The sequence below is a fragment of the Kaistia terrae genome (genome assembly GCF_026344005.1).
GTDB classification, from domain to species: domain Bacteria; phylum Pseudomonadota; class Alphaproteobacteria; order Rhizobiales; family Kaistiaceae; genus Kaistia; species Kaistia terrae.
In genome coordinates this window covers 583,346-610,212 of the sequence record NZ_JAPKNH010000002.1, presented here as the reverse complement: position 1 = coordinate 610,212, position 26,867 = coordinate 583,346, and the positions used below count along the sequence as shown (strand labels likewise).

25 protein-coding genes are annotated in these 26,867 nt (G+C 63.3%); 9 read left to right on the top strand and 16 right to left on the bottom strand.

The genetic code is table 11. The features are described 5' to 3' along the window. Positions 1 to 39: 39 nt before the first annotated feature. From metF to OSH12_RS08010, 3 genes are all read right to left on the bottom strand, one after another. Positions 40 to 981, bottom strand: coding sequence for a methylenetetrahydrofolate reductase [NAD(P)H] (gene metF / locus OSH12_RS08020; RefSeq protein ID WP_266342998.1), 942 nt, complete (start codon positions 979 to 981; stop codon positions 40 to 42). Next, positions 981 to 1,985, bottom strand: coding sequence for an ArsR/SmtB family transcription factor (locus tag OSH12_RS08015; RefSeq protein WP_266342997.1), 1,005 nt, complete (start codon positions 1,983 to 1,985; stop codon positions 981 to 983). Before OSH12_RS08015 ends, metF begins: the two co-directional genes overlap by 1 nt. A 173-nt stretch (positions 1,986 to 2,158) precedes the next feature. Further along, entirely contained in the window at positions 2,159 to 3,622 is a 1,464-nt protein-coding gene (locus OSH12_RS08010) for a catalase (RefSeq protein WP_266342996.1), read from the bottom strand. A gap of 154 nt (positions 3,623 to 3,776) precedes the next feature. Here OSH12_RS08010 and OSH12_RS08005 point away from each other — a divergent pair, with 154 nt between their 5' ends. Then, complete coding sequence (locus tag OSH12_RS08005) at positions 3,777 to 4,721, top strand: hydrogen peroxide-inducible genes activator (RefSeq protein ID WP_266342995.1); 945 nt, start codon at positions 3,777 to 3,779, stop codon at positions 4,719 to 4,721. A gap of 74 nt (positions 4,722 to 4,795) precedes the next feature. Continuing rightward, complete coding sequence (locus OSH12_RS08000) at positions 4,796 to 5,095, top strand: hypothetical protein (protein WP_266342994.1); 300 nt, start codon at positions 4,796 to 4,798, stop codon at positions 5,093 to 5,095. 72 nt (positions 5,096 to 5,167) lie between these two features. Here the strand turns inward: OSH12_RS08000 and tam are convergent, their stop codons facing one another. Next, positions 5,168 to 5,938, bottom strand: coding sequence for a trans-aconitate 2-methyltransferase (gene tam / locus OSH12_RS07995; protein ID WP_266343353.1), 771 nt, complete (start codon positions 5,936 to 5,938; stop codon positions 5,168 to 5,170). A 667-nt stretch (positions 5,939 to 6,605) separates the two neighbouring features. On the opposite strand from tam, the gene OSH12_RS07990 reads away from it, so the two are divergent. Next, the gene (locus OSH12_RS07990) at positions 6,606 to 7,307 is read left to right on the top strand and encodes a phosphotransferase (RefSeq protein ID WP_266342993.1); all 702 of its coding nucleotides are present in this window, start codon (positions 6,606 to 6,608) and stop codon (positions 7,305 to 7,307) included. Between the two features lie 8 nt (positions 7,308 to 7,315). On the opposite strand, the gene OSH12_RS07985 is transcribed toward OSH12_RS07990, so the two are convergent. From OSH12_RS07985 to OSH12_RS07970, 4 genes are all read right to left on the bottom strand, one after another. After that, entirely contained in the window at positions 7,316 to 8,017 is a 702-nt protein-coding gene (locus OSH12_RS07985; protein WP_266342992.1) for an aspartate/glutamate racemase family protein, read from the bottom strand. A 119-nt stretch (positions 8,018 to 8,136) separates the two neighbouring features. Further along, the gene (ettA, locus tag OSH12_RS07980) at positions 8,137 to 9,789 is read right to left on the bottom strand and encodes an energy-dependent translational throttle protein EttA (protein ID WP_266342991.1); all 1,653 of its coding nucleotides are present in this window, start codon (positions 9,787 to 9,789) and stop codon (positions 8,137 to 8,139) included. A gap of 242 nt (positions 9,790 to 10,031) precedes the next feature. Next, complete coding sequence (locus OSH12_RS07975; protein ID WP_266342990.1) at positions 10,032 to 10,613, bottom strand: DUF1993 domain-containing protein; 582 nt, start codon at positions 10,611 to 10,613, stop codon at positions 10,032 to 10,034. A 42-nt stretch (positions 10,614 to 10,655) separates the two neighbouring features. After that, positions 10,656 to 12,047, bottom strand: coding sequence for a glycosyltransferase family 4 protein (locus OSH12_RS07970; RefSeq protein ID WP_266342989.1), 1,392 nt, complete (start codon positions 12,045 to 12,047; stop codon positions 10,656 to 10,658). A 248-nt stretch (positions 12,048 to 12,295) separates the two neighbouring features. On the opposite strand from OSH12_RS07970, the gene OSH12_RS07965 reads away from it, so the two are divergent. The 3 genes from OSH12_RS07965 to OSH12_RS07955 are packed head-to-tail and all read left to right on the top strand — an operon-like array spanning position 12,296 to position 15,567. Next, the gene (locus OSH12_RS07965) at positions 12,296 to 12,769 is read left to right on the top strand and encodes a MarR family winged helix-turn-helix transcriptional regulator (protein ID WP_266342988.1); all 474 of its coding nucleotides are present in this window, start codon (positions 12,296 to 12,298) and stop codon (positions 12,767 to 12,769) included. Continuing rightward, positions 12,766 to 14,466, top strand: coding sequence for an MFS transporter (locus OSH12_RS07960; protein ID WP_266342987.1), 1,701 nt, complete (start codon positions 12,766 to 12,768; stop codon positions 14,464 to 14,466). Before OSH12_RS07965 ends, OSH12_RS07960 begins: the two co-directional genes overlap by 4 nt. Positions 14,467 to 14,493: 27 nt before the next feature. Continuing rightward, entirely contained in the window at positions 14,494 to 15,567 is a 1,074-nt protein-coding gene (locus OSH12_RS07955) for an HlyD family secretion protein (RefSeq protein WP_266342986.1), read from the top strand. 49 nt (positions 15,568 to 15,616) lie between these two features. On the opposite strand, the gene OSH12_RS07950 is transcribed toward OSH12_RS07955, so the two are convergent. The 8 genes from OSH12_RS07950 to OSH12_RS07915 all read right to left on the bottom strand — a co-directional run bounded on the left by OSH12_RS07950 (position 15,617) and on the right by OSH12_RS07915 (position 24,876). Further along, entirely contained in the window at positions 15,617 to 16,690 is a 1,074-nt protein-coding gene (locus OSH12_RS07950; RefSeq protein WP_266342985.1) for a sulfite oxidase, read from the bottom strand. A gap of 207 nt (positions 16,691 to 16,897) precedes the next feature. After that, positions 16,898 to 18,121, bottom strand: a complete 1,224-nt coding sequence (locus OSH12_RS07945) for an NAD(P)/FAD-dependent oxidoreductase (RefSeq protein ID WP_266342984.1) — start codon at positions 18,119 to 18,121, stop codon at positions 16,898 to 16,900. A gap of 336 nt (positions 18,122 to 18,457) precedes the next feature. Further along, positions 18,458 to 19,456, bottom strand: a complete 999-nt coding sequence (locus OSH12_RS07940) for an ABC transporter ATP-binding protein (RefSeq protein WP_266342983.1) — start codon at positions 19,454 to 19,456, stop codon at positions 18,458 to 18,460. A gap of 61 nt (positions 19,457 to 19,517) precedes the next feature. After that, positions 19,518 to 20,570, bottom strand: a complete 1,053-nt coding sequence (locus OSH12_RS07935) for a Gfo/Idh/MocA family protein (protein WP_266342982.1) — start codon at positions 20,568 to 20,570, stop codon at positions 19,518 to 19,520. Positions 20,571 to 20,644: 74 nt separating this feature from the next. After that, entirely contained in the window at positions 20,645 to 21,484 is an 840-nt protein-coding gene (locus tag OSH12_RS07930) for a carbohydrate ABC transporter permease (protein WP_266342981.1), read from the bottom strand. 8 nt (positions 21,485 to 21,492) lie between these two features. Next, positions 21,493 to 22,440: a carbohydrate ABC transporter permease gene (locus tag OSH12_RS07925; protein ID WP_266342980.1), complete on the bottom strand. Its 948-nt coding sequence runs from the start codon at positions 22,438 to 22,440 to the stop codon at positions 21,493 to 21,495. A 204-nt stretch (positions 22,441 to 22,644) separates the two neighbouring features. Beyond that, complete coding sequence (locus tag OSH12_RS07920) at positions 22,645 to 23,916, bottom strand: ABC transporter substrate-binding protein (RefSeq protein ID WP_266342979.1); 1,272 nt, start codon at positions 23,914 to 23,916, stop codon at positions 22,645 to 22,647. Between the two features lie 51 nt (positions 23,917 to 23,967). Then, a complete protein-coding gene (locus OSH12_RS07915) occupies positions 23,968 to 24,876 on the bottom strand; it encodes an N-acetylmuramic acid 6-phosphate etherase (protein ID WP_266342978.1) in 909 nt (302 codons plus the stop codon). Here OSH12_RS07915 and OSH12_RS07910 point away from each other — a divergent pair. From OSH12_RS07910 to OSH12_RS07900, 3 genes are read left to right on the top strand one after another with little or no spacing between them, the layout of a single operon-like run. After that, positions 24,875 to 25,180, top strand: a complete 306-nt coding sequence (locus tag OSH12_RS07910; protein WP_266342977.1) for a hypothetical protein — start codon at positions 24,875 to 24,877, stop codon at positions 25,178 to 25,180. The two genes, OSH12_RS07915 and OSH12_RS07910, sit on opposite strands and share 2 nt — an antisense overlap. A gap of 1 nt (position 25,181) precedes the next feature. Then, positions 25,182 to 26,087: a BadF/BadG/BcrA/BcrD ATPase family protein gene (locus tag OSH12_RS07905; RefSeq protein WP_266342976.1), complete on the top strand. Its 906-nt coding sequence runs from the start codon at positions 25,182 to 25,184 to the stop codon at positions 26,085 to 26,087. Then, positions 26,084 to 26,848: a GntR family transcriptional regulator gene (locus tag OSH12_RS07900; RefSeq protein WP_266342975.1), complete on the top strand. Its 765-nt coding sequence runs from the start codon at positions 26,084 to 26,086 to the stop codon at positions 26,846 to 26,848. Before OSH12_RS07905 ends, OSH12_RS07900 begins: the two co-directional genes overlap by 4 nt. Positions 26,849 to 26,867 lie beyond the last annotated feature (19 nt).

Sequence of the window (26,867 nt, the reverse complement as noted above, 5' to 3'; positions counted from 1 at the left end):
CTCTTCTCTTTCGCCCGATATGTCCGGGAACCAACGCCCTCACGCAACCTTCTCCCCGACGACGGGAGCTTCCAGCCCCGCCGTCCGGACCGGCCGCATGCCGAGCAGATGGCAGATAGCGTAGACAAGGTCTGCGCGGTTCATCGTGTAGAAATGGAACTCGTTGACGCCACGGTCCACCAGATCGAACACCTGCTCGGCGCAAACGGCGGCGGCTACAAGCTGGCGGGTCGAAGCATCGTCTTCGAGCCCTTCGAAGCGGGCCGCGAACCAATCGGGAATGCTGGCGCCGGCCTTCTGCGCAAAACGGGCCGTCTGGGTGAAATTGATCACCGGCACAATACCCGGAACGATCGGAATGTTGATGCCCGCCGCCGCGACCCGGTCAAGGAAAGCGGCATAGAGATCGTTGTCGAAGAAGAACTGGGTGATGGCGCGGGTGGCGCCAGCATCGACCTTGCGCTTCAGATTGTCGATTTCGGTCTGCCAATCCCGGCTCTCGGGATGGCGCTCGGCATAGGCGGAAACCGAAACTTCGATCTCGGGATGGCGATCGCGGATGGCGGTGACGAGATCGGAGGCCTGGGCGTAGCCATCCGGATGCGGCTGGTAGACCGTGCCGATGCCCGCGACCGGATCGCCGCGCAACGCCACGATGTGGCGCACGCCCGTCTCGGCATAGCCGTCGACAACCGCGTCGATCTCGCTCTTGCTGGCGCCGACACAGGTCAAATGCGCCGCCGGTTTCAGCGGCGTCTCCTGCAAAATTCGCGACACGGTGGCGTGCGTCCGCTCGCGGGTCGAGCCGCCGGCGCCGTAGGTGACCGAGACGAAGGACGGCGAGAGCGGTGCCAGCCGCTCGATCGACGTCCACAGCGTCTCTTCCATGACTTCGGTCTTGGGCGGGAAGAACTCGAACGAGACCTTCAGTCCGGATGTCCCGACGCCGTTGCGGCTCGCCCGATCGATTGTCTCACGCATCACGCCGTCTCCAACCCCTTCGAGGCCCCGGCAACCACAAAGCGCGGATCGCGCGCCAGCCAGAGCGTTACTGTCAATTGTTCGGTAGCGGACTTGGCCGCGAGATCGGTTGCCTCTTCGAGCACCAGGCCCGCCTGCTCGATCCAGCCCCGCACGACGTCGTGCGAGAAGCCAAGGCGGCGATGCGCATGGCGCTCGCGCAGGAATTCCAGCCCGTGCGGGGCGAAATCGACCACAAGCAGCCGGCCGTTCGGGCGCAGCACGCGCGCAGCTTCCGCCAACGCGACCGCCGGATCGTCGAGGTAGTGCAAAACCTGATGGATCGCCACGAGATCAAAGCTGTCACGCGGCATCGGCAACTTCATGATGTCGCCGTGCCGGATCTGCGCATGGGAAACGCCAGCCTTGTCGAGATTGGCGCGGGCGACCGAGAGCATCGCCGTCGAGGAGTCGATGCCGACGCCCTTGTGATAGAACGGCGCGAGCAATTCCAGCATCCGGCCGGTACCGGTGCCGATGTCGAGGAAGCTGTCGATCGGCCGCGTGCCGAGTATCGCACGCATCGCGGCTTCAACCGCCGTGTCCGGCACATGCAGCGAGCGGATCGTGTCCCAGTCGGCGGCGTTTTCGGTGAAATAGCGGGCGGCAGTCTGTGCGTGCTCGCGCTTGACGCCGGCGAGCCACTCGCGGTCGCGCGCCAGCGCGGTATCCGCCGGATCGGCAAGGGCGACCAAATCCTGAACCAGTCGTCGCTCGGCGCCGGATTCGGAGATGCGGTAATAGACCCAGGCGCCTTCGGGATTGCGCTCGATCAGGCCGGCTTCGGTCAAGAGCTTCAAATGACGCGAGATCCGCGGCTGCGATTGGCCGAGGATCGCAGTCAGATCCTTGACCGTCAATTCGCCCTCCGACAGCAGCGCCAGGATGCGATAGCGCGTCGCCTCCCCGGCCGCTTTCAGCGCCGTGATGATCGCGTCCGTCGAAAGAGCCGCCTGGCCCACCATGAATCTCGCTCCGCCTGCCTGAAATCGACGGCAAAGGCCGCCCGTCAAGCTGACGGTAGATATAAACATATCTTTATATCTGTAAAGTGAATTGTCGCTCGATCCCCACCCGGCCGCAAATGCAAAAGGGCGGCGCTTTCGGCGCCGCCCTACGCAATCAAACGTTGAAAAGCCTACTCCGCCGCGGCGGCGAGACCTTCAGTCGGCAGGCCGAGCTTGGTGGCGACGCCGATGCCGTATTCCGGATCGGCGCGGTAGAAGTGCACCAGCTGGCGATTGATGATCTCGACCGGCACGCCCTGCATGGCGGCGGCGAGATTGCCGAACAGGCGATCCTTCTGTTCCGCATTGAACAAGCGGAACAGGTTGCCGGCCTGGGTGTAATCGTCATTACCGAGACGATGGTTGTAGCGATCCGCGTTGCCGTCGATATTCAGCGGCGGCTCGGCGACAGCTGGTGTTTCCTTCGGGCCGTTGAAGGAGTTCGGCTCGTAATAGGCGTCGTTGTTGGTCGCCGGCGGGAAGAAGCGCATGGCTCCGTCCTTGTGGTAGTTGTGCACCGGAACCTTCGGCGCATTGACCGGCAGCGCCTCGTAGTGGGTGCCGAGCCGGTAACGGTGAGCGTCCGCATAGGAGAAGATACGCGCCTGCAGCATCTTGTCGGGCGAGAAGCCGATGCCGGGAACGATGTTCGACGGCGAGAAGGCAACCTGCTCGATTTCAGCGAAGTAGTTTTCCGGATTGCGGTTCAGCTCGAGAATTCCGACGTCGATCGGCGGATATTCAGCGTGCGGCCAGACCTTGGTGAGGTCGAACGGGTTGTAGGACGTCTTGTCGGCGTCGGTCTCGGGCATGACCTGGACCTGCACCTTCCAGCGCGGGAACTCGCTCTTCTCGATCGCGCCGAACAGATCTTCCTGGGTCGATTCGCGGGTCTTGCCGACGACATCCGACGCTTCGGCATTGGTCCAATGCTCATGACCCTGCAGGGTCTTGAAATGGAACTTTACCCAAAAGCGCTCGTTCTGCGCGTTGATGAACGAATAGGTGTGCGAGCCGTATCCATTCATCTTGCGAACGGAGGTCGGCAGGCCGCGATCCGAGAACAGGATCGTCACCTGGTGCAGGCTCTCCGGCGAAAGGGACCAGAAATCCCACATTGCCGTCGGCGAACGCAGATTGGTCTTCGGATGGCGCTTCTGCGTGTGGATGAAGTCGGGGAACTTCAGCGGATCGCGGACGAAGAACACCGGCGTGTTGTTGCCGACGAGGTCCCAGTTGCCCTCTTCCGTGTAGAACTTCAGCGCGAAACCGCGCACGTCGCGCTCGGCGTCGGCAGCACCCAGTTCGCCGGCCACCGTCGAGAAACGGGCGATCATCGGGGTGGTTTTGCCGACCTGCGAGAACACGCTGGCCTTGGTGTACTGCGAGATGTCGTTGGTGATGGTCAGCGTGCCGTATGCACCCCAGCCCTTGGCATGAACGACGCGCTCCGGGATGCGCTCGCGGTTCTGGTGCGCAAGCTTCTCGACCAGCTGCCAATCCTGCATCAGGACCGGACCACGCTCGCCCGCCGTCAGAGAATTCTGGTTGTCAGCGACCGGCGCGCCCGCCGTCGTCGTGAGTTTGTCAGTCATGGCGCCCTCCAAGGGTATTTGGCGACATCCGAGCCGCCTTCGACATGGCCGCAAGATGCCACGCGATTAGATCGGTTCCAAATCATATTGAATGCGATTAGCGATAAGAATAACTTATCGACATGATCCAGATCAATTCCAAACGGCAAAATTCGTGATCACGCTCCGCCAACTCCGCTATTTTGAAGCCGTCGCCCGCCATCTGCATTTCGGCAAGGCAGCGATCGAGTGCGCCGTGACGCAACCGGCCCTTTCCCAGCAGATCCAGGAGTTGGAGGCGACGCTCGGCGTGTCCCTGATCGAACGCGCCGCCAGACGGATCGCCATCACGCCGAAGGGCGAGGAGGTGGCGCGTCGCGCGGTGCGCATCCTGGGCGAGGTTCGCGACCTGACCGATTATGCCCGGCATGGCGGCGGCGCGCTGACCGGGCCGTTGCGGCTCGGCGTCATCCCCTCGATCGCCCCCTACCTTTTGCCGAAGGCGCTTCCCCTGGTGCAGAGCACCTATCCGGAGCTGGAACTGCAGCTGCGCGAAACACAAACCGATGCGCTGGTCGACGAACTGGCGCAGGGAAAGCTCGACGTGGTGCTGATGGCGTTGCCGGCGCGCGACGCCAGCTTCGCTAGCATGCCGCTGTTCGTCGACCGCTTTCTGCTGGCGACCAAGGCAGGCACGCCTGCCTCCGGCACCAGCTTCGCCAGCCCGGACATGATCCCGCCCGACCGGTTGCTACTGCTGGAGGAAGGCCACTGCCTGCGCGATCAAGCCCTCACCTATTGCCAGATCCCGCGCTCCGAGAAGATGAGCGGCTTTGGCGCCGCCAGCCTTTCGACCATCATGCAGATGGTCGCGAACGGCTACGGCGTGACACTGCTCCCGGAGATGTGCGTAACCGTCGAAGCGCGGGACGAGCGAATCGCGCTGTCCCGCTTCAGCGCGCCGGAGCCGCAACGCGAGATCGGACTGGTCTGGCGCCGGTCATCGCCGCGACGCAGTGATTTCGAGGCGCTCGGCCGCCTGCTTGTGTCGGCGGTCGGAGACGCTGCGCCCGACATCGGCGCAAGGCCGGGGATCGTACCCGAACTGGCCAAGGCCTGAACGCAGGCAGGTTCTAGCGCCACGCTGCCATGTGAATTAGTCTGGACACTGGTCCGCGCCAACAGGAGAAGACAATGCAAAGCAAGCTGCTCGCCGCTGCCATCCTTGTCTCGGTCGCGACCATCGGGAGCCAGGCGCAAGCCAAGATCCCCCTGGTCAATGCCACCTGCCCGACGAACATCGAGGTCCATGCCGACGAGGGTGGCCCGATCTACATCAATGGCAAGGAAGGCAAGTTAAAGAAGTTCAACGACAACTACTTCGAGGCCACGGGGAGCGGGGTAACGATTTCGCTCACCATCAACCCGGACGGCTCACCGGACGTGTCCTACACCGGCAAGCATGGCGCGAACGGCGTCTGCACGATCAAGTAGGCCGGAACAAGCCAGCCGAGTTGTCGACCCCACGCCGCCCAACCGGGCTTGCACACCTTCGATTCCGGATCGCTACGCCTTGACGGCGGTCAGGAACAATCTCGGAAACCGCAGCAGCACCCGTCCATCCAACATCGGCGGGTAGCACGCCGCAATCCGCTCCAGATAAGCTTCAAGGAAAGCCTCGCGCAGTTCCGGCTGAACCTTTTCGAGGTATGGACGCAATCCTGTCCCCTTCACCCATTCGACAATCGCAGCCGCGTCGGCGAGCGGGTGGTTGTAGATCGTATGCCAGACATCGAGCCGCGCCGATTTCGGCCCCAGAGCGTCGAAATAGCCGGCAGGCGACGGCAGCGTCGGTCGCCTGATACTGCGACTGGCAAAGGCTTCGGCCCAGGGGCCGGCATGGGCGACCTCTTCCATCAGCATATGCGTCGGCTCGCCGAGATTGTCGGGCATCTGCACGGCGAGCACGCCGCCGGGCTTGAGGCTGTCCATCAGCCGGACGAGTACGGCGAGGTGATCGGGGATCCACTGGAACAGCGCATTGGCGAACAGGAGGTCGACGGGCTCGTCCGGGGCCCAAGTCGCGATGTCGGCCGCCAGAAACGACCGATCAGGGAGACGCTTGCGGGCCGCGACCAGCATATCGGGCGCCGAATCGATGCCCGTGATCGACGCTTCGGGAAAACGCTCAACCAGCAGCTCGGTCGAATTGCCGGGGCCGCAGCCAAGGTCGACGATCGATTGCGCCGAAGAAAGCATCACCTGCGCCAGCAGATCGCGCGCCGGGCGCGTGCGCTCATCCTCGAACTTCACATATTGGCTCGCCGACCATGCCAGTTGATCCATCGTCGCCCCCTCTTCGGTTTGCATGTTCCCTGCCCCAACTCTGGAAGGCTGCCTGCGTTCCCAGCTTTCCAGACATAGGCCTGTCTGGCACGCCGCATAACCCTCGCGTTCGACAATTGGATGACGCCGCCTTGACCCAGACCACGCCCCGGACCGGCCCTCACCCATGCCGCCATCCTGTGACGCGTGTCACAGACAGTCGACCCGCCGCGTGACAATCTCCGATCAAGTTCAAGCGAGCGAAAACAAGAACTCGCCAGGAGACGCCGCGTACCGATCGTTGCCGCCAGTCGTCTCAAACAGCGCTTCGGTCCCTGTTCTCAGGGAACCCCGAGACCCTTAGCCCTCCAAACAGGGCCGAGGAAGGGCGAACGGCCTTGCCCCTGCCCCCCTAGACCCAGGCAGGGCCGTTCGCTGAAACAAGTGTCCATCTCGCGGACCAATCGCCATACCGGCAGAGCCGGTGGGGCGGCGGACGGTTCCAGCCCGCAGCGCCGCAGAGCGCGGGTTGGGGTCGTCCGCTGTTATTTTCCATTATCACTATTCCCGGCCCGCTTCGCCGGGTTCCCCAGCCGATTTCCCGTGCGTCACCGGCCTTCAGTGGCTTTCCGGCAATTCAATCCATCGACAATGTCGTGAAAATTGCTACGACCGTTCCATGAACGATCGATGCGCGCCTCTGCCGCCGGCCCTTTTGGACTATCTCGCCGCCGTCGAGCCGGGACGAACTGTCCTGCATTGCCATGACGGGCAGGACGGGGCGTTGTCGGTGAGTTGCTCGGCCAGTCCGGCCGCCGCCAAGATCGCCTATTTCCACCAGCCCGAAACGTCGCATCTATACGAGTTGCACTTCGACCAGCATTCGAGTTCGACGGTACGAATCGACCTGAACCGGTTCGAGGTGCACAAGAAGCTGGCCCGCTTCATCGAGCATGGCATCGAAGCGCGCGAAATCCACTGGCTGACGACGCTGGCGGCGACAGGCTCGGTGCCAAGGCTGCTCGGGAATATTCCGGGCCTACTGCGGATGGAATATGTCGGCGAGCCGACGCGCCACTACAACCTGCCGGCTGACTGGCGCGAGCAGGCCGAGCGGATCCTCGCCGCCCTTGCCTCGGCCGGATGCTGCCACAACGACATCAAGTGCGACAACCTGATGGTTCGCGACGGTCGGCTGACGCTGGTCGATTTCGGCTGGGCCACGGCGAAAGGCGACCCCATCCCGCCGCATTGGCCGCAGGGCATCGGGCGCCAGCACCGTCTCGCCATCCATCGCTTCGATGACCGCCACGCGATCTATGCCGCGCTCGCTTCGGCCGAACGCGACGAAGTCGACCGCTCGATCATCCTGCCGGCGTAGGCCTGCCCTCAGCCTTCGAGCGAGCGCTCCACGGCCGCCTCCGCATGAATCGTCGTCGTGTCGAACAGTGGAACCGAGCTGTCCTCTGCCGCGACCAGCAGCATGATCTCGGTGCAGCCGAGGATGATCGCCTCGGCGCCGCGCTCGATTAGCCGCGCCATGACATCGCGATAGATCTGCCGCGACTGCGGTTCGACCTTACCGCGCACGAGCTCCTCGTAAATGATCCGATGCACCGCGGCCCGGTCGGCTTCGTCTGGCACCAACACGTCCAGCCGGTAGCGATCGGTGAGCCGGCCCTTGTAGAAGTCCTGCTCCATCGTAAACGCCGTCCCAAGCAGGCCGACGCGGGAAAAGCCGGAAGCCTGGATGCGCTCGGCAGTCGGGTCGGCGATGTGAATCAGCGGAATGCCAATGGCCTTCTGAACGTCGTCCGCCATCCGGTGCATGGTGTTGGAGCAGATCATCAGGAAATCGGCGCCGCCGCGCTCCAGCCGCTGCGCCGCGTCGATCATCCGTTTCGTCGCCTCGTCCCAGCGCCCGACATGCTGCAGCGCTTCAATCTCGGCAAAGTCGAACGACCACATCAGCAGGCGGGCCGAATGCAGCCCGCCGAGCCGTGCGCGCACCGCCTCGTTGATCAGGCGATAATACTCGGCCGAGCTTTCCCAGCTCAGTCCGCCGATCAATCCGATCACCTTTTGCGCCACGGCCTTATCTCCGACATTCGGCCTCGCTCAATCGAAGGCCAACCCAAAAAGAAACGGGCGGACCCGCCTACCCGAAGGGATAGGACCGACCCGCCCGCGCGACCGTGACGTAGAAACGACTAGCGCGTCAGCTTCTTGTACTTGATCCGGTGCGGCATGACCGCATCGTTGCCGAGGCGGCGCTTCTTGTCTTCCTCGTAGTCGGCGAAGTTGCCCTCGAACCACTCGACATGGCTGTCGCCCTCGAAAGCGAGGATGTGCGTCGCCAGCCGGTCGAGGAACATGCGATCATGCGAGATGATCACCGCGCAACCTGCGAAATCCTCCAGCGCTTCTTCCAGCGCGCCCAGCGTCTCGGTGTCGAGATCGTTGGTCGGCTCGTCGAGCAGGATGACGTTGTTGGCATCCTTCAGAAGCTTGGCGAGGTGCACGCGGTTGCGCTGGCCGCCGGAGAGCGACCCGACCTTCTGCTGCTGGTCGCCACCCTTGAAGTTGAACGAGCCGACATAGGCGCGCGTGTTCACTTCCTTTTTGCCGAGATAGAACACTTCGGCGCCGCCGGTGATCTCTTCCCAGACCGTCTTGTTCGAGCCGAGATCGTCACGGCCCTGGTTGACGTAGCCCAGATGCACGGTGTCGCCGAGCGAGATCGAGCCGGAATCCGGCTTCTCTTCGCCGGTGATCATCTTGAACAGCGTCGACTTGCCGGCGCCGTTCGGGCCGATGACGCCGACGATGCCGCCGGGCGGCAGCTTGAACGTCAGATTGTCGATCAGCAGGCGATCGCCGTAGCTCTTGGAGAGGTTCTCGACTTCCAGAACCTTGTCGCCGAGACGCTCACCGACCGGAATGACGATCTGCGAATTGAACAGCGTCTTCTCGTTCGAACGCTCGACCAACTCGTCATAGGCGCGGATACGGGCCTTGGACTTGGTCTGGCGGGCCTTTGGCGACTGCTGGATCCACTCGCGCTCCTGCGACAGCGCGCGAACACGGGTCGCCTCTTCGCGGCCCTCCTGCTCCATGCGCTTGGCCTTCTTCTCCAGATAGGAGGAGTAGTTGCCTTCGTAGGGGATCGAGCGACCGCGATCGAGCTCGAGAATCCAGCCCGTGACGTTGTCGAGGAAGTAGCGATCGTGGGTGACGATCAGGATGGCGCCGGGATATTCGCGCAGATGGCCTTCGAGCCAGTTGATCGATTCGGCGTCAAGGTGGTTGGTCGGCTCGTCGAGGAGCAGCAGGTCAGGCTGCTCGAGCAGCAGGCGGCAAAGCGCGATGCGGCGCTTCTCACCACCGGACAGGTTCTCGACCGAGGCGTCGCTGGGCGGGCAGCGCAGCGCGTCCATGGCCATCTCGACCTGACTTTCGAGGTCCCAGAGATTCTGGCTGTCGATCACGTCCTGAAGCTTCGCGCCCTCCTCCGCCGTCTCGTCGGAGTAGTTCATCATCAGTTCGTTGTAGCGGTCGAGGATCGCCTTCTTCTTGGCGACGCCCTCCATGACGTTCTCGAACACGTTCTTGGTCGGATCGAGCTGCGGCTCCTGCTGCAGGTAGCCAACGGTAGCGCCCTGCGCCACCCAGGCCTCGCCGGTATAATCCTTGTCGAGGCCGGCCATGATCTTCAGGAGCGTCGACTTACCCGAACCGTTCGGGCCGAGCACGCCGATCTTGGCATCCGGATAGAAGGAGAGGTGGACGTTATCCAGCACCTTCTTGCCGCCGACATAGGTCTTGGTCAGACCCTGCATGAAATAGATGAACTGACGCGCCATGAATTCGCTCCGAAGGCCCTCTTCGCCAAAAGGGCAGGATGTAGGGATTAGGTTGCCGTTCTTCTAGTCGAAGCGCCGCCAAGGGGCAACGCGGAGAGACAGCGCCACGCAGCGAGATGCAGGATTTTCAGCATCACGACATCGCCCCGACCGGACAACCAGCTACCGATCCGACAAGCAAAGCCGATCCGGCGCATCGCAACACGCCATCGGATGCGCCCGATGCCAAGCGACCTCACGATCTAGGTGGGTGTCTCCAATTGATAACACTTGGGTCCTTCAAAGTCCTGTTTCCCAAGACCTACCCCGCAATGGCGTAAAATTGCATAGGCAACAGAGATGTGGAAATAGAAGTTGGGCACCACGTAATCGAGAATGAAAGCTTCAGGCTCAAATATGCGAGTTTGCTGACGCGACTTCACCACGATCTCCTGCACGCAGCTATCGTTTATCTGAGCTGGAGCGTATGTCTGAAGCTCATCCATGGCCAACCGAACTCGGTCGGCAAGCTCTCGAAAGGATCTCGGCGAAGATCGAAAGGGAGCGCCCTCACCGCGGTTGAAAACCGCATAGTCAGGGGCCTCGGGATCGGGAAGCATGCCTCCCGCCAATCGCAGGGCTGCGCCCCGCGCGCCATCGATCACAATCTGGACCTGATAGCTCAAGGGGAGCATGTCCGGTGCCAACCGCGCTGCGAGCAACTCACGCTCCGTATCTTCATCTCCGCCCGCATGGGCTGCTGCCTTGCCGAGGATGTTTTGAAGATTGTCGAGCATCCGGCTGAACGGTCGAATGCTGAGATCGTAGAGCGGCACATTCATCATTTTGCCCTGCGAGCTTGCGGGATAGCGCAGGGCTGAGAGCCCTTACAACACCCGAACCAGTTCAGCATTTTTTTCCTGATGGGCGGTGGCAACGCCCATTAGCGTCAGCAGTCGATCTGCGAATGCCGCCTCCGACGTCGGCCTGTAGCCGTCCGCGATCGCCGAACGGAGCGTGGCGAGCCACTCATCGTCGGTCGACGCGCGCTCGATCGCGGCGCACCAGCCGTCCGCATCCTCGGCCGCGATGACGGGCATCAGGCCCTGCGTCGCCTCCGACAGAGCCTCGGCATCCGAGATCAGCACCGGCAGGCCAAAATCGAGGCACTCCGCCGCGCCAAGCCCCCAGCCTTCGACATGGGAAGGGAACACGCCGAAACGGGCATTCTTGTAGAGCCATGCGAGTTGAGGATCGCTGATCCCCGTCAGGAAATGAACTTTATCCAGCAGTTCCGGATGGTCCGCCAAAAACTGCCTTACCTCGTCCACCTTCCAGCCCCAGCGGCCGCAGATCACCAGATCCGGAAGACGATCGCCAAGCACCGGCATCAGCTTCAACCACGCGCGCAGCAGGACGATGTGATTCTTGCGGATCTCGATGGTTGAGCAATAGATCGCGAACGAACGATCGACGAGCGGCTGGACCGAATTCTCGGAATCCACATCCAGCCCCTCCCGTAGAAACGACCCCAGAGGGTTGACGGTTATCGAGGAAACGGGACCATCGGCCGCGCGGCTCTCGAGCAACCCCCTCGCGCTTCGCGCCGTAAACTCCGACACGCATATCAGGCTGGCGCATCGCGTGAGCTTCCAATTCAAGTCCCGTTCGAATGCGGCCGTGTGGGACTTGTTGAAGTATTGCGGCATGGCGATCGGTATCATGTCGTGCAGTATCGCCGATGCGTTGGCGCGGATCGGCTTGGACCGATGCGCGGCCATCGTGTGAAGCCCGACATTCGAAACAAAGCAATTGGCCTTCGGATCCGCGAGCGGATCACCGGTGAGGCCTGGGGAACTTTCTGGTCTCGTCAGAAGCTTGTCGATCCGAACGGCCAGCTTCGCCAGGGCGTACCGCGCACCATTGCGACCCGGACGCTGCGAAAGAAAGGCCGCCGCTACGCGGTCGAATTCCTTGCCGGATGCACTGCCACCGACTTGGATTATCCGGTGGACCACCCTCATGCGCGCCAGATACGTCGCGTCCTCCATCCCATCGAGGGAGGGAACGCTCTGCTCGACCAAACCCTCGAGATAGCGCCGCTCGGAAATTGTGAGAAGCCGACTGGTTCCGTCGCCCTCAATCAGGAAAAACTCGGCGTCGAAATCGTTCCGACGCAGCACCTGCCGGATCAGCGCACTTTCGACGCGAGGGATGCCCACCGGCGGATGGGGCCCCCAACGCAGCGGTTGAGTCGCGTCGAAATAGATTTTTTGCATAGAGCGTGAATCCGGGGGGATCGGGTAGCGATCTGTACATACAGCAAGATCGCCTCAAAATCCGTCGATATTTGGATCTTCCGACGATCCGGATTCAATGCCGCGTCAACCGCTCCCAACTCCCAATCCTACCACTGACAAGGCCGACCACGGCTGCGGTGAGAATTTTCCCTGCCCTCCAATAGCCTCTCGACAACTCACAAAGCCGAGCATATATGTATCTTAATACATTGTATGAAGCGACTGTTATGGCAACCTACAAAAACCGACCCAAGACATTCCTCGGAAGGCTTTCCCAGGCCAGCCGGGCCATGCGCACCTGTTTCGACGCAGAGCTCAAGACGCTCGACCTGACGCTTGCGCGCGGTCGCTTGATGCTCCACCTCGTTTCCGCGTCACATGTCGTGACTCAGGCCGAGCTTTCCGACGTCCTGGACGTCGAGCATCCGACGATCGTGCGACTTCTCGATGGGCTGGAACAATCGGGCCATGTCGAACGCCAGCCCCTGCCGGGTGACCGGCGGGCCAAATCCGTTGTCCTGACGGCGGAAGGCCAGGTCATCGGCGAGCGCGTCCTGCGCATGACCGACACTCTTAGCGATCGCCTGCTGGCTGGAATCGCCCCGGCGGACATCGACGTCGCAGAACGGGTTCTGGTCGCGCTTTCCGATAATATCGCCCGGGCCTTCGGCGAAGAAACAGAGCAAGAGCCGGCAGCATGAGCAACGCCATCCTCGCGGTGGCGCCCCAGCAAGAGGCTATTGCTCCGGCGACGCCAACAACCATTCCTGCCCTGACAGCTGTCCCTGCCGTCGTCGCTCAGCCTGCGCCGCCGGCCGCTCCGGCTTTCGTGCCTATGCCGCCCTTGCGCGCTGCCATCTATGCCAGCGCTTCAATCCTGCTCGGCCTGACGCAGGGCCTTGGCCTTAATCTGGTCTCGGCCAATCTGACAGGTCTTCAGGGTGCCCTGCACGCGACGCAGGTCGAGATCGCCTGGCTTACGGCCGCCTACATGGCGACCAACATCACCGGCACCATGCTGCTCTACAAGGTGCGGACCCAGTTCGGCCTGCGCCGCTTCGCCGAAATCGGCCTGATCATTTATGCGCTGGTCACAATTGCGCATCTGTTCAGCAACGATCTGCGCTCGGCCCTGGCTGTTCGCGCCGTCATGGGCATCGCCGCCGCGCCGCTCTCGACGCTCGCCTTCTACTACATGCTCGAATGGTTGCCGCCGGCCCGCAAGCTGACGCTCGGCGTCACGTTCGGCGTCCTCGGTGGTCAGTTGGCGGTTCCTCTCGCCCGCGTCATCTCACCGGACTTGCTCCAACTGGGCGATTGGCACGGCCTCTATCTGATCGAGGCCGGCCTCGCGATGATGAGCCTGGCCGTCATCTTCCTGCTGCCGATCACACATCCGCCGCGCTTCAAGGTGTTCGACCGCGAAGACTGGATCAGCTTTCCGCTGATCGCCGCCGGCTTCGGCTCGATGGCCATCATTCTCTCGGTCGGTCGGCTCTATTGGTGGTTCGATGCGCCGTGGATCGGCGTGCTGCTCGCCGTGTCGATTGCCTCGCTGACGCTCGTCGTCATCATCGAATGGCATCGCGCCCACCCGGTCATCGACCTGCGCTGGCTGTCGTCCTACGACATGCTGACGTTGACGGGATCCTTCCTGTTGTTCCGCTTCCTGCTGTCCGAGCAATCGGTCGGCGCCATCGGCCTGTTCAATGCGATCGGCCTGCAGAACGACCAGTTGATCCCCCTGTTCACGATCATCCTGATCGCCACGCTGGTCGGTTACCTGTTCACCGCCGCCGTCATCAGCCCGGCCAACGGTCCCCGGCTACATCTGGCGGCGCTGATCCTGATCGCCGCCGGCTCATGGATGGATGCGCGGGTCACCAACCTGACCCGGCCGGAACAGTTCTATGTCAGCCAGGCGATGGTCGCCTTTGCCGGCGCGATGTTCCTGCCGCCGGCGCTGCTCGTCGGCTTCGGCAAGGCGATCGCCAGGGGACCGATGGGCATATTGAGCTTCCTGGTCGTCTTCCTCGGCACCCAGAGCATGGGCGGCATCCTTGCCTCCGCCATTCTCGGCACCTTCCAGACGATCCGCGAGAAGTTCCATTCGAGCGTCATCGTCGAGCACCTGACGTTGCAGGATCCGCTGGTCGCCCAGCGCATCCGGGCCTACGGCGCCGCCTATTCGAAGGTCCTACCCGATCCGTCGCTACAGAATGCCGAGGGCGTCGTCGCACTCGGCAGGGTGGCGAGCCAGGAGGCGAGCATCCTCGCCTATCAGGACATGTTCCTGCTGATCTTCTACGTCGCGCTGGCCGGCATGGCCCTGCTCGCCGCTCACACCTTCTATGTCCGCCATCGCGCCACCCGCCTCGCCGCGCTCAACCCGGCCTGACGGTACCCAAAACCCGAGTCTCGCATCATGCAGATCCAACAGATACTCAAATCCAAAACGACCTTCGTCGCGCTCGCCGTCGGCATTCTCGGCGTGCTGCTCGTGCTTTATTCATGGCAGCTGCCACCCTTCGCTTCCTCGGTGCAGACAACCAACAACGCCTATGTCAAAGGCCAGGTGACGCTGCTCAGCCCACAGATCCCCGGCTATGTCGTCGCCGTGCCGGTGCAGGACTACATGACCGTCAAGAAGGGCGACCTGCTCGTCCAGATCGATGACCGCATGTACCAGCAGCAACTGGCGCAGGCGCAGGCGACCCTGTTGCAACAGAAGGCAGCGCTCGCCAATTTTGCCGAAAACCGCCTCGCCAAACAGGCCAGTCTCGACCTCGCCAAGGCACAGCTTCAAAGCGCCGAGGCAGGACAGGAAAAGGCCGAGCTCGACGACAAACGGACCGGGACTCTGGTCGATCGCGGTTTCTCGACCCAGTCCTCCGGCGACCAGACCCGCGTCGCCCTGCTGCAGGCGCAATCAACAGTCGCGCAGGCGGAAGCCTCGGTGAAGATCGCCGAGCAGAACCTCGCTTTGACCGACGCCGGCAAGAGTTCGCTCGAAGCCGCCGTTGCCAGTGCCGAAGCCTCGGTGGAACTTGCCCAGATCAATTTGGGCAACACCCGCATCGTGGCGCCGGTCGATGGCAAGCTCGGCGAGGTCGCAGCCCATGTCGGTCAATATGCAGCTGCCGGCACGCAGCTGACCTCGATCACGCCCGCGACGGTCTGGGTGATCGCCAACTTCAAGGAAACGCAACTCGCCCAAATCGGTGTCGGCCTACCGGCAACCTTCACGGTGGATGGCCTCGGCGATGTCGAGCTGTCCGGTCGCGTCGAGCGGATCGCGCCTGCCGCCGGCTCGGAGTTCAGCGTGTTGAAGGCGGACAACGCCACCGGCAACTTCACCAAGGTTGCCCAACGCCTCTCGCTTCGCATCGCGATTGATGGCGGCCAGGCTGCTGCGGCAGATCTGCGCCCCGGCATGTCGGTGATCGTCCGGATCGACACTGCCGACAAGCCGCTGCCGGAGCTTGCATCGGCCCAATAAAAGAAAGCGGGCGGTCCGAAAGGTCCGCCCGTTTTCTGGTCGTTGCAGTTCAGCGCACCATGACGGGAATCGCCTGCGCCATATTGTTGCCGACACCGATCCAGTTCCAGTTCTGCTCGATCGGCTGAACATTTCCCGCCGCATCGGTCGCCCGACAGGAGAGCACATGCTCGCCCGGCTCCGCGCTCCAGATGCAACTCCAGCGCCGCCATGCAAACGCGCCCTGAGGCGGATCAAGCTCGGCTGGCATCCAGCCGCCATCGACGCCGAACTCCACGCGTTCGATCGGCGCCTCGCCCGACCATGCCCGTCCCTCGATCCGGCATAGCCCAGCCGATAGCGTTCGCTGCCGTGTCAAGAAGTCGGGGTAGCCGGGCGGTACCAGCAGCGCGCGCGGGCGAATGCGCCGGACCGGCACGCCGGGATCGTCCGGGCCGCTTCGATAATGGTAGTTGGTCGCCTGATAGTAGCCATCGAACGGGCGGTTCACCGCCTCGATCCGATCCAGCCATTTGACGCTCGCCATTCCATACCAGCCCGGCACCAGCAGGCGTAGCGGAAAGCCGTGCTGCGGCAGCAAGGGCTGGCCGTTCATCTCATAGGCGAGCAGGATTTCGGGCCGGCTGGCGTCGGCGATGGAGAGGCTGCGGGCGTAGTCCAGTTCCTCGCCCTTCTCGAAACCATGATCGGCACCGCTGAAGACAATCTCGACCGCGTCGTCGAGCAGGCCCGCTTCGGCCAGCAGGCCGGACAGGGGCGTCCCGGTCCAGAGCGCCGTGCCGACCGCCTCCGTCACCCAGGGCTGGCTGACCGGCCGCGGATGCAGCCTCGACCGGCCATTGCCGGCGCATTCGAGCGTCACCGGCAGGCTCACCTTCGGTCGGGCGCGAATATCGTCGAGGCTCAATTCCAGCACCCGCCCGACCCGGCCATAAATCGAAAGCCGCCAGTCGGCCGCGTCGATCACCGGAATGTCGAAATGGATAAGCAGGTAATGCAGGCCGGCCGGCGTGATGTCATAGCGCAGCGCTTCGAGGGGCATGGAGTGGTTGCGCACGGCGAGTTGTAATTCCTCGACGGTAAGCGGCCCGTCGGTAGGCCCCTTGCCCGGCGTTTTGCTCACACCGTTGGCCCGAGGCTGGATGGGCTCAACGACTTGCGGCTCGGATGCTGGCAACTCGGATACTGGCGGTCTGGAAACGTGCGGCCTGGAACCCTGCGTCTCGGACATGATCGACCCCATGTTCAAAGCCCTGCGTCGGGGAAACATCCCGGTCACAAAGGCTAGCATGGAAGCGGCTCGGCGTCAGGCGGCGAGCCGGAAGCACTCTCAGCCTGCGGAAAGCACCATCTTTTTCAGATCGACGCTCTCGTCGGCAGCGACCGCCTTGTCGAGCGCGAAGCCGGAAGCGAGCATACGTCGGCCGAGCATATGGTCACCGGCGCGATTGACCGAGTCAATCGCCACCAGATCGTCATTGCGATAGTGGAAGACCGAGAAGCTGCCGTCTTCCGGCTTTCCACGCAGGATGCTGGAATTGGCGTCGTTGGGAAGGCCGACCATCTGCAGCTTGGCATCGCCCTGATCCGACCAGAACCACGGCACGGCACGATAAGGCTCGGCCTTGCCCAGCAGCGCCGCGACGCCGGTCTTGGCCTGGTCGACGGCGTTCTGCACGCTTTCCAGCCGGACGGAACGGCCGAGCGCCCAATGATGGAACGACACGGCGTCGCCGGCGGCAACAATTCGGGGATCGCTGGTCCGCATCGCCTCATCGACGACGATGCCATTCGAGACATGCAGACCGGCCGCTTCCGCGAGTTCGACATTCGGCACCACGCCAACGCCGACAATCACCGTATCGGCCGGAATACGCTCACCCGAAAGCGTCTCTACGGCGACGGCGCGGCCGTTCTCGCCGAGGATGCCGTGCACCGGCGTTTCCAGCCGGATCGTCGTGCCCATGGCCCGGTGCAGATCGAGGAAATAGGCGGAGATCGCCGGCGCAACGACGCGGCCCATCAGGCGCGGCGCAGCTTCCAGTACGGTGACGGTCTTGCCGAGCAGGCGCGCGGTCGCGGCCAGCTCCAACCCGATGAAACCGCCGCCGACCACGACGACGTCCTTGGCGACGACGAAGCGCTCCTTCAGCCGGCGCGCGTCTTCCGCCGTGCGCAGCAGGAAGATGTTTTCAAGCTCGATGCCGGGAACGGGTGGGACGCGGACGCGCGCGCCGGTTGCCAGAACGAGGCCGTCGAATGGCAGGCTGTCGGTGCCGAGTCGCACCAGGCCGGCGTCGCGGTCGATGGCGGTCACTTCCGAACCCAGAACCAGGTCGACGGCGTTCTTCTCGTAGAAGGCGGCCGGACGCAGTTCCTGCAGCTCGTCGCTCTCAGCCTTGATGAACCCCTTCGACAGTGGCGGGCGGTGATAGGGGATCTCGCGTTCGGCCGAGACGAGCGTGACCTTGCCGTCAAATCCGTCCGAGCGGAGGCTGGCTGCGGCCTGCGCTCCGGCGTGGCCGCCGCCGATGATTACGATGTTCTTGGTCATGTCACCCGCCAGTCCGATTCCGCGCGACAGTCGCACCGGCGGACGGGTGGGTGCAAGGGGGCGGCGCGTCCTGAGAAGGATAGAAAGCCCCTCACCCTGCCCTCTCCCGCAAGCGGGCGAGGGAACGCATACCCTCTCACCTCTCCCTAAGGGAGAGGTCGGCTCGAAGGGCGGGGTGAGGGTTTAGGGAACCTTCCGAACAAGGCGCAATCGATGCAGACACGCGAGCGAGGCCGTAAACCCTCACCCGCCGGCCTTCGGCCGTCGACCTCTCCCTCAGGGAGAGGTGAAGCAAGGCCGCTTTGCGGAAGTGCCCGGGATGAAACGACACCTAAATCAGAGCGCCCGGCCGTCCTTGCCGAAGCGGTGGATATGCCCCTCGTCGGCCGATAGACCGATGGTCGAGCCAATTTCAAAGTCTTCCTGGCCAACGATCCGGACCGTGACCATATCGGCGCCCTCGACGGCGACATAGACGAAAGTGTCCGAGCCCAGCTTTTCGAGATGGCTGACCTTGCCTTCCCAATTGCCGCCGGTCGGCACAACCCGAACGTGCTCGGGTCGAATGCCGATCGTTTCCGCGCCAAGCTTCGTGGCGGCCGCACCGGTGAGGAAGTTCATCTTCGGCGAGCCAATGAAGCCGGCGACGAAGAGATTGGCGGGTTTGTTGTAGAGGTCGATCGGACGGCCGACCTGCTCGATCTTGCCGGCGCTGAGCACGACGATCTTGTCGGCCAGCGTCATCGCCTCGACCTGATCATGCGTGACGTAGATCATCGTCGCGCCGAGCAGGCGGTGCAGGTTGGCGATCTCGATGCGCGTGTTGACGCGCAGCGCTGCGTCAAGATTGGAAAGCGGTTCGTCGAACAGGAACAGCTTTGGCTGGCGCACGATGGCGCGGCCGATAGCGACGCGCTGGCGCTGGCCGCCCGAAAGCTCCGACGGACGGCGACCGAGCAGCGTGTCGAGATGCAGCATCTTGGCGGCCGAGGCGATGCGACGCTCGATCTCGCTCTTCTCGACGCCCTCCTGCTTCAGCGCCAGCCCCATGTTGCCCTTCACCGTCAGATGCGGGTAGAGCGCGTAGCTCTGGAACACCATGGCGATGCCGCGCTTGGCCGGCGGCGTCACGTCGACATTTTTACCCGCAATGGTCACATGGCCGGAGGTCTGGTCCTCCAGCCCCGCGATAATGCGAAGCAGCGTCGACTTTCCACAGCCTGAAGGCCCGACGAAAACGACGAACTCGCCCTCGGCGACCTCGAGATCGACGCCACGGATGACATCCGTCGATCCAAAGCGCTTGGTGACGTTCTGAAGGGTAAGTGCGCTCACGAGATGCTCCCTCGCAGGTCTGCCTGAAGGGCGCGCGAAGGCGCCGTGTTCATCGAATGGATCACAGCTTCACCACCCTGCCCTCACGCATGCTGACCTCGGCGGCCAGCGCGATTTCGAGCGAGGTGACGGCGTCCTGCATGTGGCGGGTGAGATCGATATCCTCACGGATCGCCTTCAGCAGATAAGCCTGTTCGCGGTCGCAAAGTGCCTGGTGTCCGGGCTCGTCCTCCGTGGAAAACCACTCGTCGGAGCGCTCGAACGAGCCGTCGGCCTTGAGTTCCGAATGATGGACGCGGATGCGCGCCGTCTTGGTGTGGGTGTCGACATCGTCCGACTTCGCGCCCTCGTCCATGACGATCGAGACGGAGCCCTTCGGGCTCATCACGTCCTTCACGAAAAAGGCGGTTTCCGAAATCATCGGGCCCCAGCCGGCCTCGTACCAGCCGACCGAACCGTCCTCGAAGATGACCTGCAGGTGCCCGTAATTGACCTGCGTCTCGGCGATCTCGCTGGAGAGGCGCACGCCCATACCGCGAACCTCGACCGGCTTCGCATCGGTGATCTGGCACATGACGTCGACATAATGGACGCCGCAATCGACCAGCGGTGAGGTCGTCTGCATCAGTTGTTTGTGGATGTGCCAGCTCGGGCCGGAAGACTGCTGGTTCAAGTTCATCCGCATGACGAAGGGCGGGCCGAGTTCGCGCGCCTTGGCGATGAAGCCGATCCAGGACGGGTGATGGCGCAAGATGTAGCCGATGACGAGCTTCTTGCCGGTGCGCTTCGCCGCGTCGACGACCGCGCGCGCCGCTTCCGCGTTGGCGGCCAGAGGCTTCTCGACGAAGACATGCGCGCCGGCTTCCATCGCCGCGATGGCGAAGGGAGCGTGGCTGTCGGTATAGGTGTTGACCGAAACAACGTCCGGCTTCAGCGCCAGGCCCGCATCAAAGCTTTCGACGCGCGGATAGGCCTTCAACTCATCCGGCAGGTCGACTTCCGAGCGGTTGTACAGGCCGACGATCTCGAAGCCCGGATTGGCGTGATAGGCGAGCGCGTGGCTGCGCCCCATCTGGCCAAGGCCGGCAACGAAGACGCGGAGAGGACTGGTCATGGGTCAGCAACCTGCATTCAAAATGGACGGGCGCAGTCTTTGCAAAATCGACGGGCGCAGAGTTGGCGGGAAATTCACTTCACCGCTCCGGCGGTGATGCCGCGGATGAGCTGGCGCGAGAAGATCAGATAGAGGATGAGCACCGGCAGGATCGCCAGCGACAGCGTAGAGAGCACAGCGTTCCAGTTGGTGACGTACTGGCCGATGAACATCTGCGCGCCCAGCGTGACCGTCTTGGTCGCCTCGCTCGGCGCCAGGATCAGCGGGAACCAGAGATCGTTCCAGATCGGGATCATGGTGAAGACGGCGACCGTCGCCATCGCCGGCCGCACCAGCGGCAGCACCAGGCGGAAGAAGATCGTGTATTCCGAAAGCCCGTCGACCCGGCCGGCGTTTTTGAGATCGGCCGACACCTGCCGCATGAATTCCGACAGGATGAACACCGCGAGCGGCAAACCTTGCGCCGTATAGACGAGGATCAGCGCCGTCAGCGTGTTGACGAGTCCGGTCGCGACCATGCCCTGCAGGATCGCCACCGTGCCGAGACGGATCGGGATCATGATGCCGAGCGCCAGATAGAGCCCCATCATCGTGTTGCCGCGAAAGCGGTATTCCGACAGCGCAAACGCCGCCATTGCGCCGAACAGCAGCACCAAAAAGATCGACAGGATGGTGACGATCAGGCTGTTCTGGAAATAGCCGAGGAAATCGCCCTGCTTCAGGACGGTCTGGTAGCCTATGAGGCTGAAGGTGGTGGCGTTCGGCAATTGCAGCGGCGCGGAAAAGATGCCCGCGCGCGCCTTGAACGAGTTGGCGACGACCAGGAAGATCGGGAACAGCGCCAGCAGCGTGTAACCGCCCAACGCCAGATGGACGAAGCCGGAACGGGCCACAGAGGAACGTGCTTTCGACATGGCCCGCCTCAGAACTGGTAGCGGCGGATGCGCCGCTGGATGACGAAGAGATAGAGGCTGACGCCGGCGAGGATGATCAGGAACATCACGGTCGCGATGGTCGCGCCCATCGAGCGATCGCCGACCTGCAGCTGGAAGCCGAAGAAGGTGCGGTAGAGGAAGGTGCCGAGAATGTCGGTCGACCCATCCGGTCCGGCCAGCGCGCCCTGCATCGTGTAGACGAGATCGAAGGCGTTGAAGTTGCCGACGAAGGTCAGGATCGAGACGATGCCAATGGTCGGCAGGATCAAAGGCAGCTTGATCTTGAAGAACTGGCTCCAGCCGGTGACACCGTCGCATTCGGCCGCCTCGATCACCTCGTCCGGGATCGACAGCAGCGCCGCATAGATCAGCATCATCGGGATGCCGATATTCTGCCAGACGGAGACCAGTGACACCGTGACGAGCGCGCTCGCCGGTTTGCCGAGCCACGGGCCGAAGAACGACTTCATCCAGACCAGATCCATCAGGAAGGGCGCGACGCCCCAGATCGGCGACAGGATCAGCTTCCAGATGAAGCCGACGATGACGAAGGAGAGGATGGTCGGCAGGAAGATCGCAGTCCGGTAGAACCCGCGCAGGCGCAGAACGGGCAGCGACAGCAGCGCCGCCAGCGCGATGCCGATCGGGTTCTGCACGACCATGTGTATCAGGAAGAAGACGAGATTGTTCTTGAGGGCGTTCCAGAACGAGACCGACCAGCGGTCATCGCCGAACAGCACCTTGAAATTGTCGAAGCCGACGAAGATCGACTGGTTGTCGACGACGTTGAACAGCGACAGCCGCAACGTCTCAATCAGAGGCAGGATCATCACGGCTGTGTAGATCAGCACGGCGGGTGCCAGGAAGACGGCGATATGCCAGCGCACCGGTCGCTTGGCGACGGCATCCGGGTCGGTTGTGTCGATCGTGGTCATCCGGGCCATCTCTTTCGCGTCTTCGAAATCGCCCCGGGTTCCGCCATGGAATCCGGGACGTATGTCTTGAAGGAAGTCCCTCACCCCCCCTCTCCCGCGAGCGGGCGAGGGCCTTCTTTCGGCGTCTCGCATCAGCACGGGCGGATCGTTGACGCCCCCTCTCCCGTTCACGGGAGAGGGTTGGGGTGAGGGCTTTTTTTTTCCTTACTTGGCAGCAGCCGGCTTGAACCAGGCGTCGAGGCCCTTCTGGAGCTTCTCGGCGGCGACCTGCGGCGTATCGGTGCCGTTGATCACATTGGCCGATTCCGTCCAGGTCTCGTTCTCGAGGTTCGGCGTACCGCGCGACAGGATCTGGTAGGTCGAGCGGATCGTCGGCTTGCACTTCTCACGCCAGGAGACGAACTCCTCGGCGAGCGGGTCCTGCATCTTCACCGGCGTCGAGGACAGGCTGAAGAAGCCCGGCAGCGCGTTGGCGTAGATGTCGGCGAACTCAGGCGAAGCAACCCAGGACAGGAACTTCTTGGCAGCTTCCGGATGCGCCGTCTTGGCGTTCATGCCGATCGCGAGATCGGTGTGGTCCGAGATGAAGCACTCGTCGCCGGCCTTCTTAACCGGCGGCGGGAACGCACCCATCTTGAACTGGGCCTGGGTGTTGAAGCCCGAGATTTCCCACGAACCGGCCGGGTAGATGGCGGCGCGGCCGAGCGTGAACAGGTTCTGGCTATCGGGATAGGTCTGGGCCTCGAAGCCGTCGCCCATGTAAGGCGCCCACTTGGCGAGCGTCGCGAAGGGCTCGACCCACTGCGGATCGGTCAGCTTCTGGGTGCCGGCGATCAGAGCCAGACGGCCCTCTTCGCCCTTCCAGTAGTTCGGACCGATGTTCTGGTAGCCCATCGTCGCGGCTTCCCAGAGATCCTTGGTGCCCATGGCGAGCGGGATGTAGGTGCCGTCGGCCTTGATCTTCTCGAGCGCTGCGAAGAACTCGTCTTCGGTCTGCGGCACGGTGATGCCGAGCTTGTCGAAGGCTTCCTTGTTGTAGATGAAGCCGTGGATGACGGCGGCGACCGGCACGCAGAACGTGTCCTTGCCGTCATCGGTGATCCAGGCGGACTTGGCGACCGGCGAGAAGCCCTCGATGCCCGGCAGATCGCTGAGCGAGGCCAACTGGCCCTTCTGGAACAGCGCCAGCGACTTGTCGAACGGACGGCAGGTGATGATGTCGCCGGCCGAGCCTGCATCGAGCTTGGCGCCGAGCGCCGCGTCATACTCGGTCGGGGCGGACGGAGCGAAGTTCAGCTTGATGCCCGGATTCTTGGCTTCGAAGGCCGGGATCAGCTTCTCCTGCCAGATCGGCAGATCGTCATTGCGCCAGCTTTCGATGGTCAGCGTGACGTCTTCGGCGAAAGCCGGAGCCGCAAAGCCCGCGCCGATCGCCGCGACTGTCGTCACAAGCAACGTCTTCCTCAGATGGTTCATAGACAGACTCCTCTCTGGTCCGTGCCGCCGCGTTGGTGCGGCAGCATCGGCTTATGCGATTCTGCTTTTTGCCAGTGCGGATAGCGCCGCACGGAGATTGCCTGAATGCTTGGCGAGCAGGGCGCCGGCAGTCGCGAGGCTGGTCGCCCCGGCCGCGATCAGGATGGCGGGCTTGACCTCGCCTTCGGCCGCGTCGAGCGCGCCAATAGCGGCCGCGTCGTCGACCTTTGCGATCCGCGAGATGATGCGCGCAGCGCGGCCGCGCAGCTTGGCGTTGTCGGCGCGGACATTGACCATCATGCCGTCAACGACATGGCCGAGCCGAATGGCGATCATCGTCGAAAGCATGTTGAAGGCGGCCTTCTGCGCCGTGCCCGCGCCCATCCGCGTCGACCCGGCCAGCACTTCCGGCCCGGAATCGAGGAACACGGCGATGTCGGCATGGGCAAACAACGGCGCCGAGGCATTGCAGGCAATAGCCACGGTCGAAGCGCCCGTCTTCCGCGCCGCTTCGAGGCCAGCGACCGTATAGGGCGTCGAGCCGCTGGCAGATGCCGCCACAACGCAATCATTGGGGCCGAGCTTCGCGCTCTCGATGTCGGCGACGCCGAGTTCCGCGACATCCTCTGGCCCGCCGGTCAGCGTTTCGGTCATGGCCATGCCGCCGGCCATCAGCACGAGGATCTGGCCCTGCGGGATGCTGAAGGTCTGCGGAATTTCGAGAGCGTCGACGAGAGCCAGCAAGCCGGACGAACCGGCGCCGAAATAGACGAGACGCCCACCCTTGGAGAGCCGGTCAGCGGCCTGCTCCGCGGCGGCGGCGAGAGCGGGGATGGCAGCGCGGACGGACATCGCGCCCCGAATCTGCCCATCGGCCAAAGCGGCTAGCGCGTCGACGGATGACCAGAGATCGATACCATCAAAGCGGTCTTCCACCACTTCCGTGCGCGGCATTGCCATGGATCAGACATTCCCCCAAATGCATTCTGAAGAAAACGATACCAACAAAGTACCATTACGTCCAGACGTCACGCACCCGCTCATCGGGACTTTTCAAAAGAACACCGCGAGAATCAAATTACGTTATAAAATTCAACATGTTGCGCAATTATTTGGCAGATCGCCTTCCCGCAATACAAAACTCCGCCTTCCGCGCACAGCATTCACTCTTCCCAACTGGATTCAATTTGGTATTATCAGTGCCGGCATCCGGATCGGGCCTTCCGGCCGCCTGCAACCTCGCATTTTGGCTCGAAGCGGGTGATATGTCCGGATCCATAGCAAGGGCTGGCCAACCGATTCTGGTAGGCGTCGACGGCGGCGGCACCCGGTGCCGGGCACGCGCGAGCTGGCTCGACGGCACCCCGATCGGCGAGTGCGTCACCGGAACGGCGAATATCCTGGCTGGGATCGACGCGGCGCGTGACAACATCATTGCCGCGGTCGATGGCGCTCTGGTCGAAGGTGGCCTTTCCAGCGCCGATCTCGGCCGCTGTTTCGTCGGCCTCGGCCTCGCTGGCGCCAATATCCCGGATCTCTCCGAGCGCTTCCTCGCCTCCGACCTCCCGTTCGCACGCACAGCGCTTGAGATGGATGCATGGATTGCCTGTCGCGGTGCGCACCCGGACGGCAACGGCGCCATCGCCATCCTCGGCACCGGCACCGCCTATGTCGTGCAGACCGGCGGCGTCTTCATCACCGTTGGCGGCTGGGGCTTCCAGCTCGGCGACCAGGGCAGTGGCGCCTGGCTCGGCCACATGGCGCTCCGGCGATCCGTGCTGGCGCATGATGCACTGATCGGGCCGTCCGGACTGACCGATGCCGTGCTGGCGCAATTCGATGGCCAGCCCGACCGAATGGTGACCTTTTGCAAGTCGGCGCTCCCCCGCGACTATGGCACCTTTGCGCCGCTGGTCTTTGATCGTGCGGCCTCCGGCGACGCCAACGCAACGGCGATCGTCGACGAAGCGACCCGCGACATCGAGGTGGCGCTGAGCCGCCTCGTCGCTCTGGGCGCGGCGCGCATCAGCCTGCTGGGCGGCCTTGCGCCGCTCTATGCAGCGCGGCTGTCGCCGACGATTTCCGCCTATGTCACGCCCCCGGCCGGCGATGCGCTAGACGGCGCGCTTCGCCTCGCCGCCACGCTGGTTTCCGCCGAGGTGCCGGCATGAGCGAGTTCCTTCTCACGCCGGAGCAACTGGCCGACGAAGAAGGCGGGCCGCTCTATACCCGCCTGCAGGCGCTGATTCGCTCAGCCATTTCCAACGGCAAGCTGCCGGCCAACGGCGCTTTGCCGCCTGAACGCGACATGGCGACTTCGCTCGGTGTGTCGCGCGTCACGGTGCGCAAGGCGATCCAGGGCCTCGTCGCCGAGGGCGTGCTTCGCCAGCGCCATGGCTCCGGGACTTTCGTTTCGCGCAGCGGCGGCCGTGTCGAGCAGCCGCTTTCGCGCCTCTCCTCCTTCACCGAGGACATGAAGAGCCGCGGCCTGATGCCGACAGCGAGCTGGCTCGAACGCTCCTTCGGCATGCCGACATCAGCCGAGGCGATGATCCTTGGCCTCGCACCGACCGAGCGCGTCGCGCGCTTCCATCGCCTGCGCATGGCGGACAACGAGCCGATGGCGCTTGAGCGCGCCGTCGTTCCGGGACGCATCCTGCCGGATCCCTCGATTGTGCAGAACTCGCTCTACGATGCGCTGGATTCGCTTGGCATGCGCCCGGTTCGCGCCGTGCAGAGGCTCAACGCCGAAAATGTCGGCAGCGCCGACGCGGCGCTTCTCGGCATGGCATCCGGGTCCGCCGTTCTGGCAATCGAACGCATCTCCTACCTGCCCGATGGCCGCGTTGTCGAGTTTACCCGCTCGCTGTATCGCGGTGATGCCTATGATTTCGTAGCAGAATTGAACCTGGCCGAAGTGTCTCCCCGCTAAGGTCGGACAAAGGAAAACG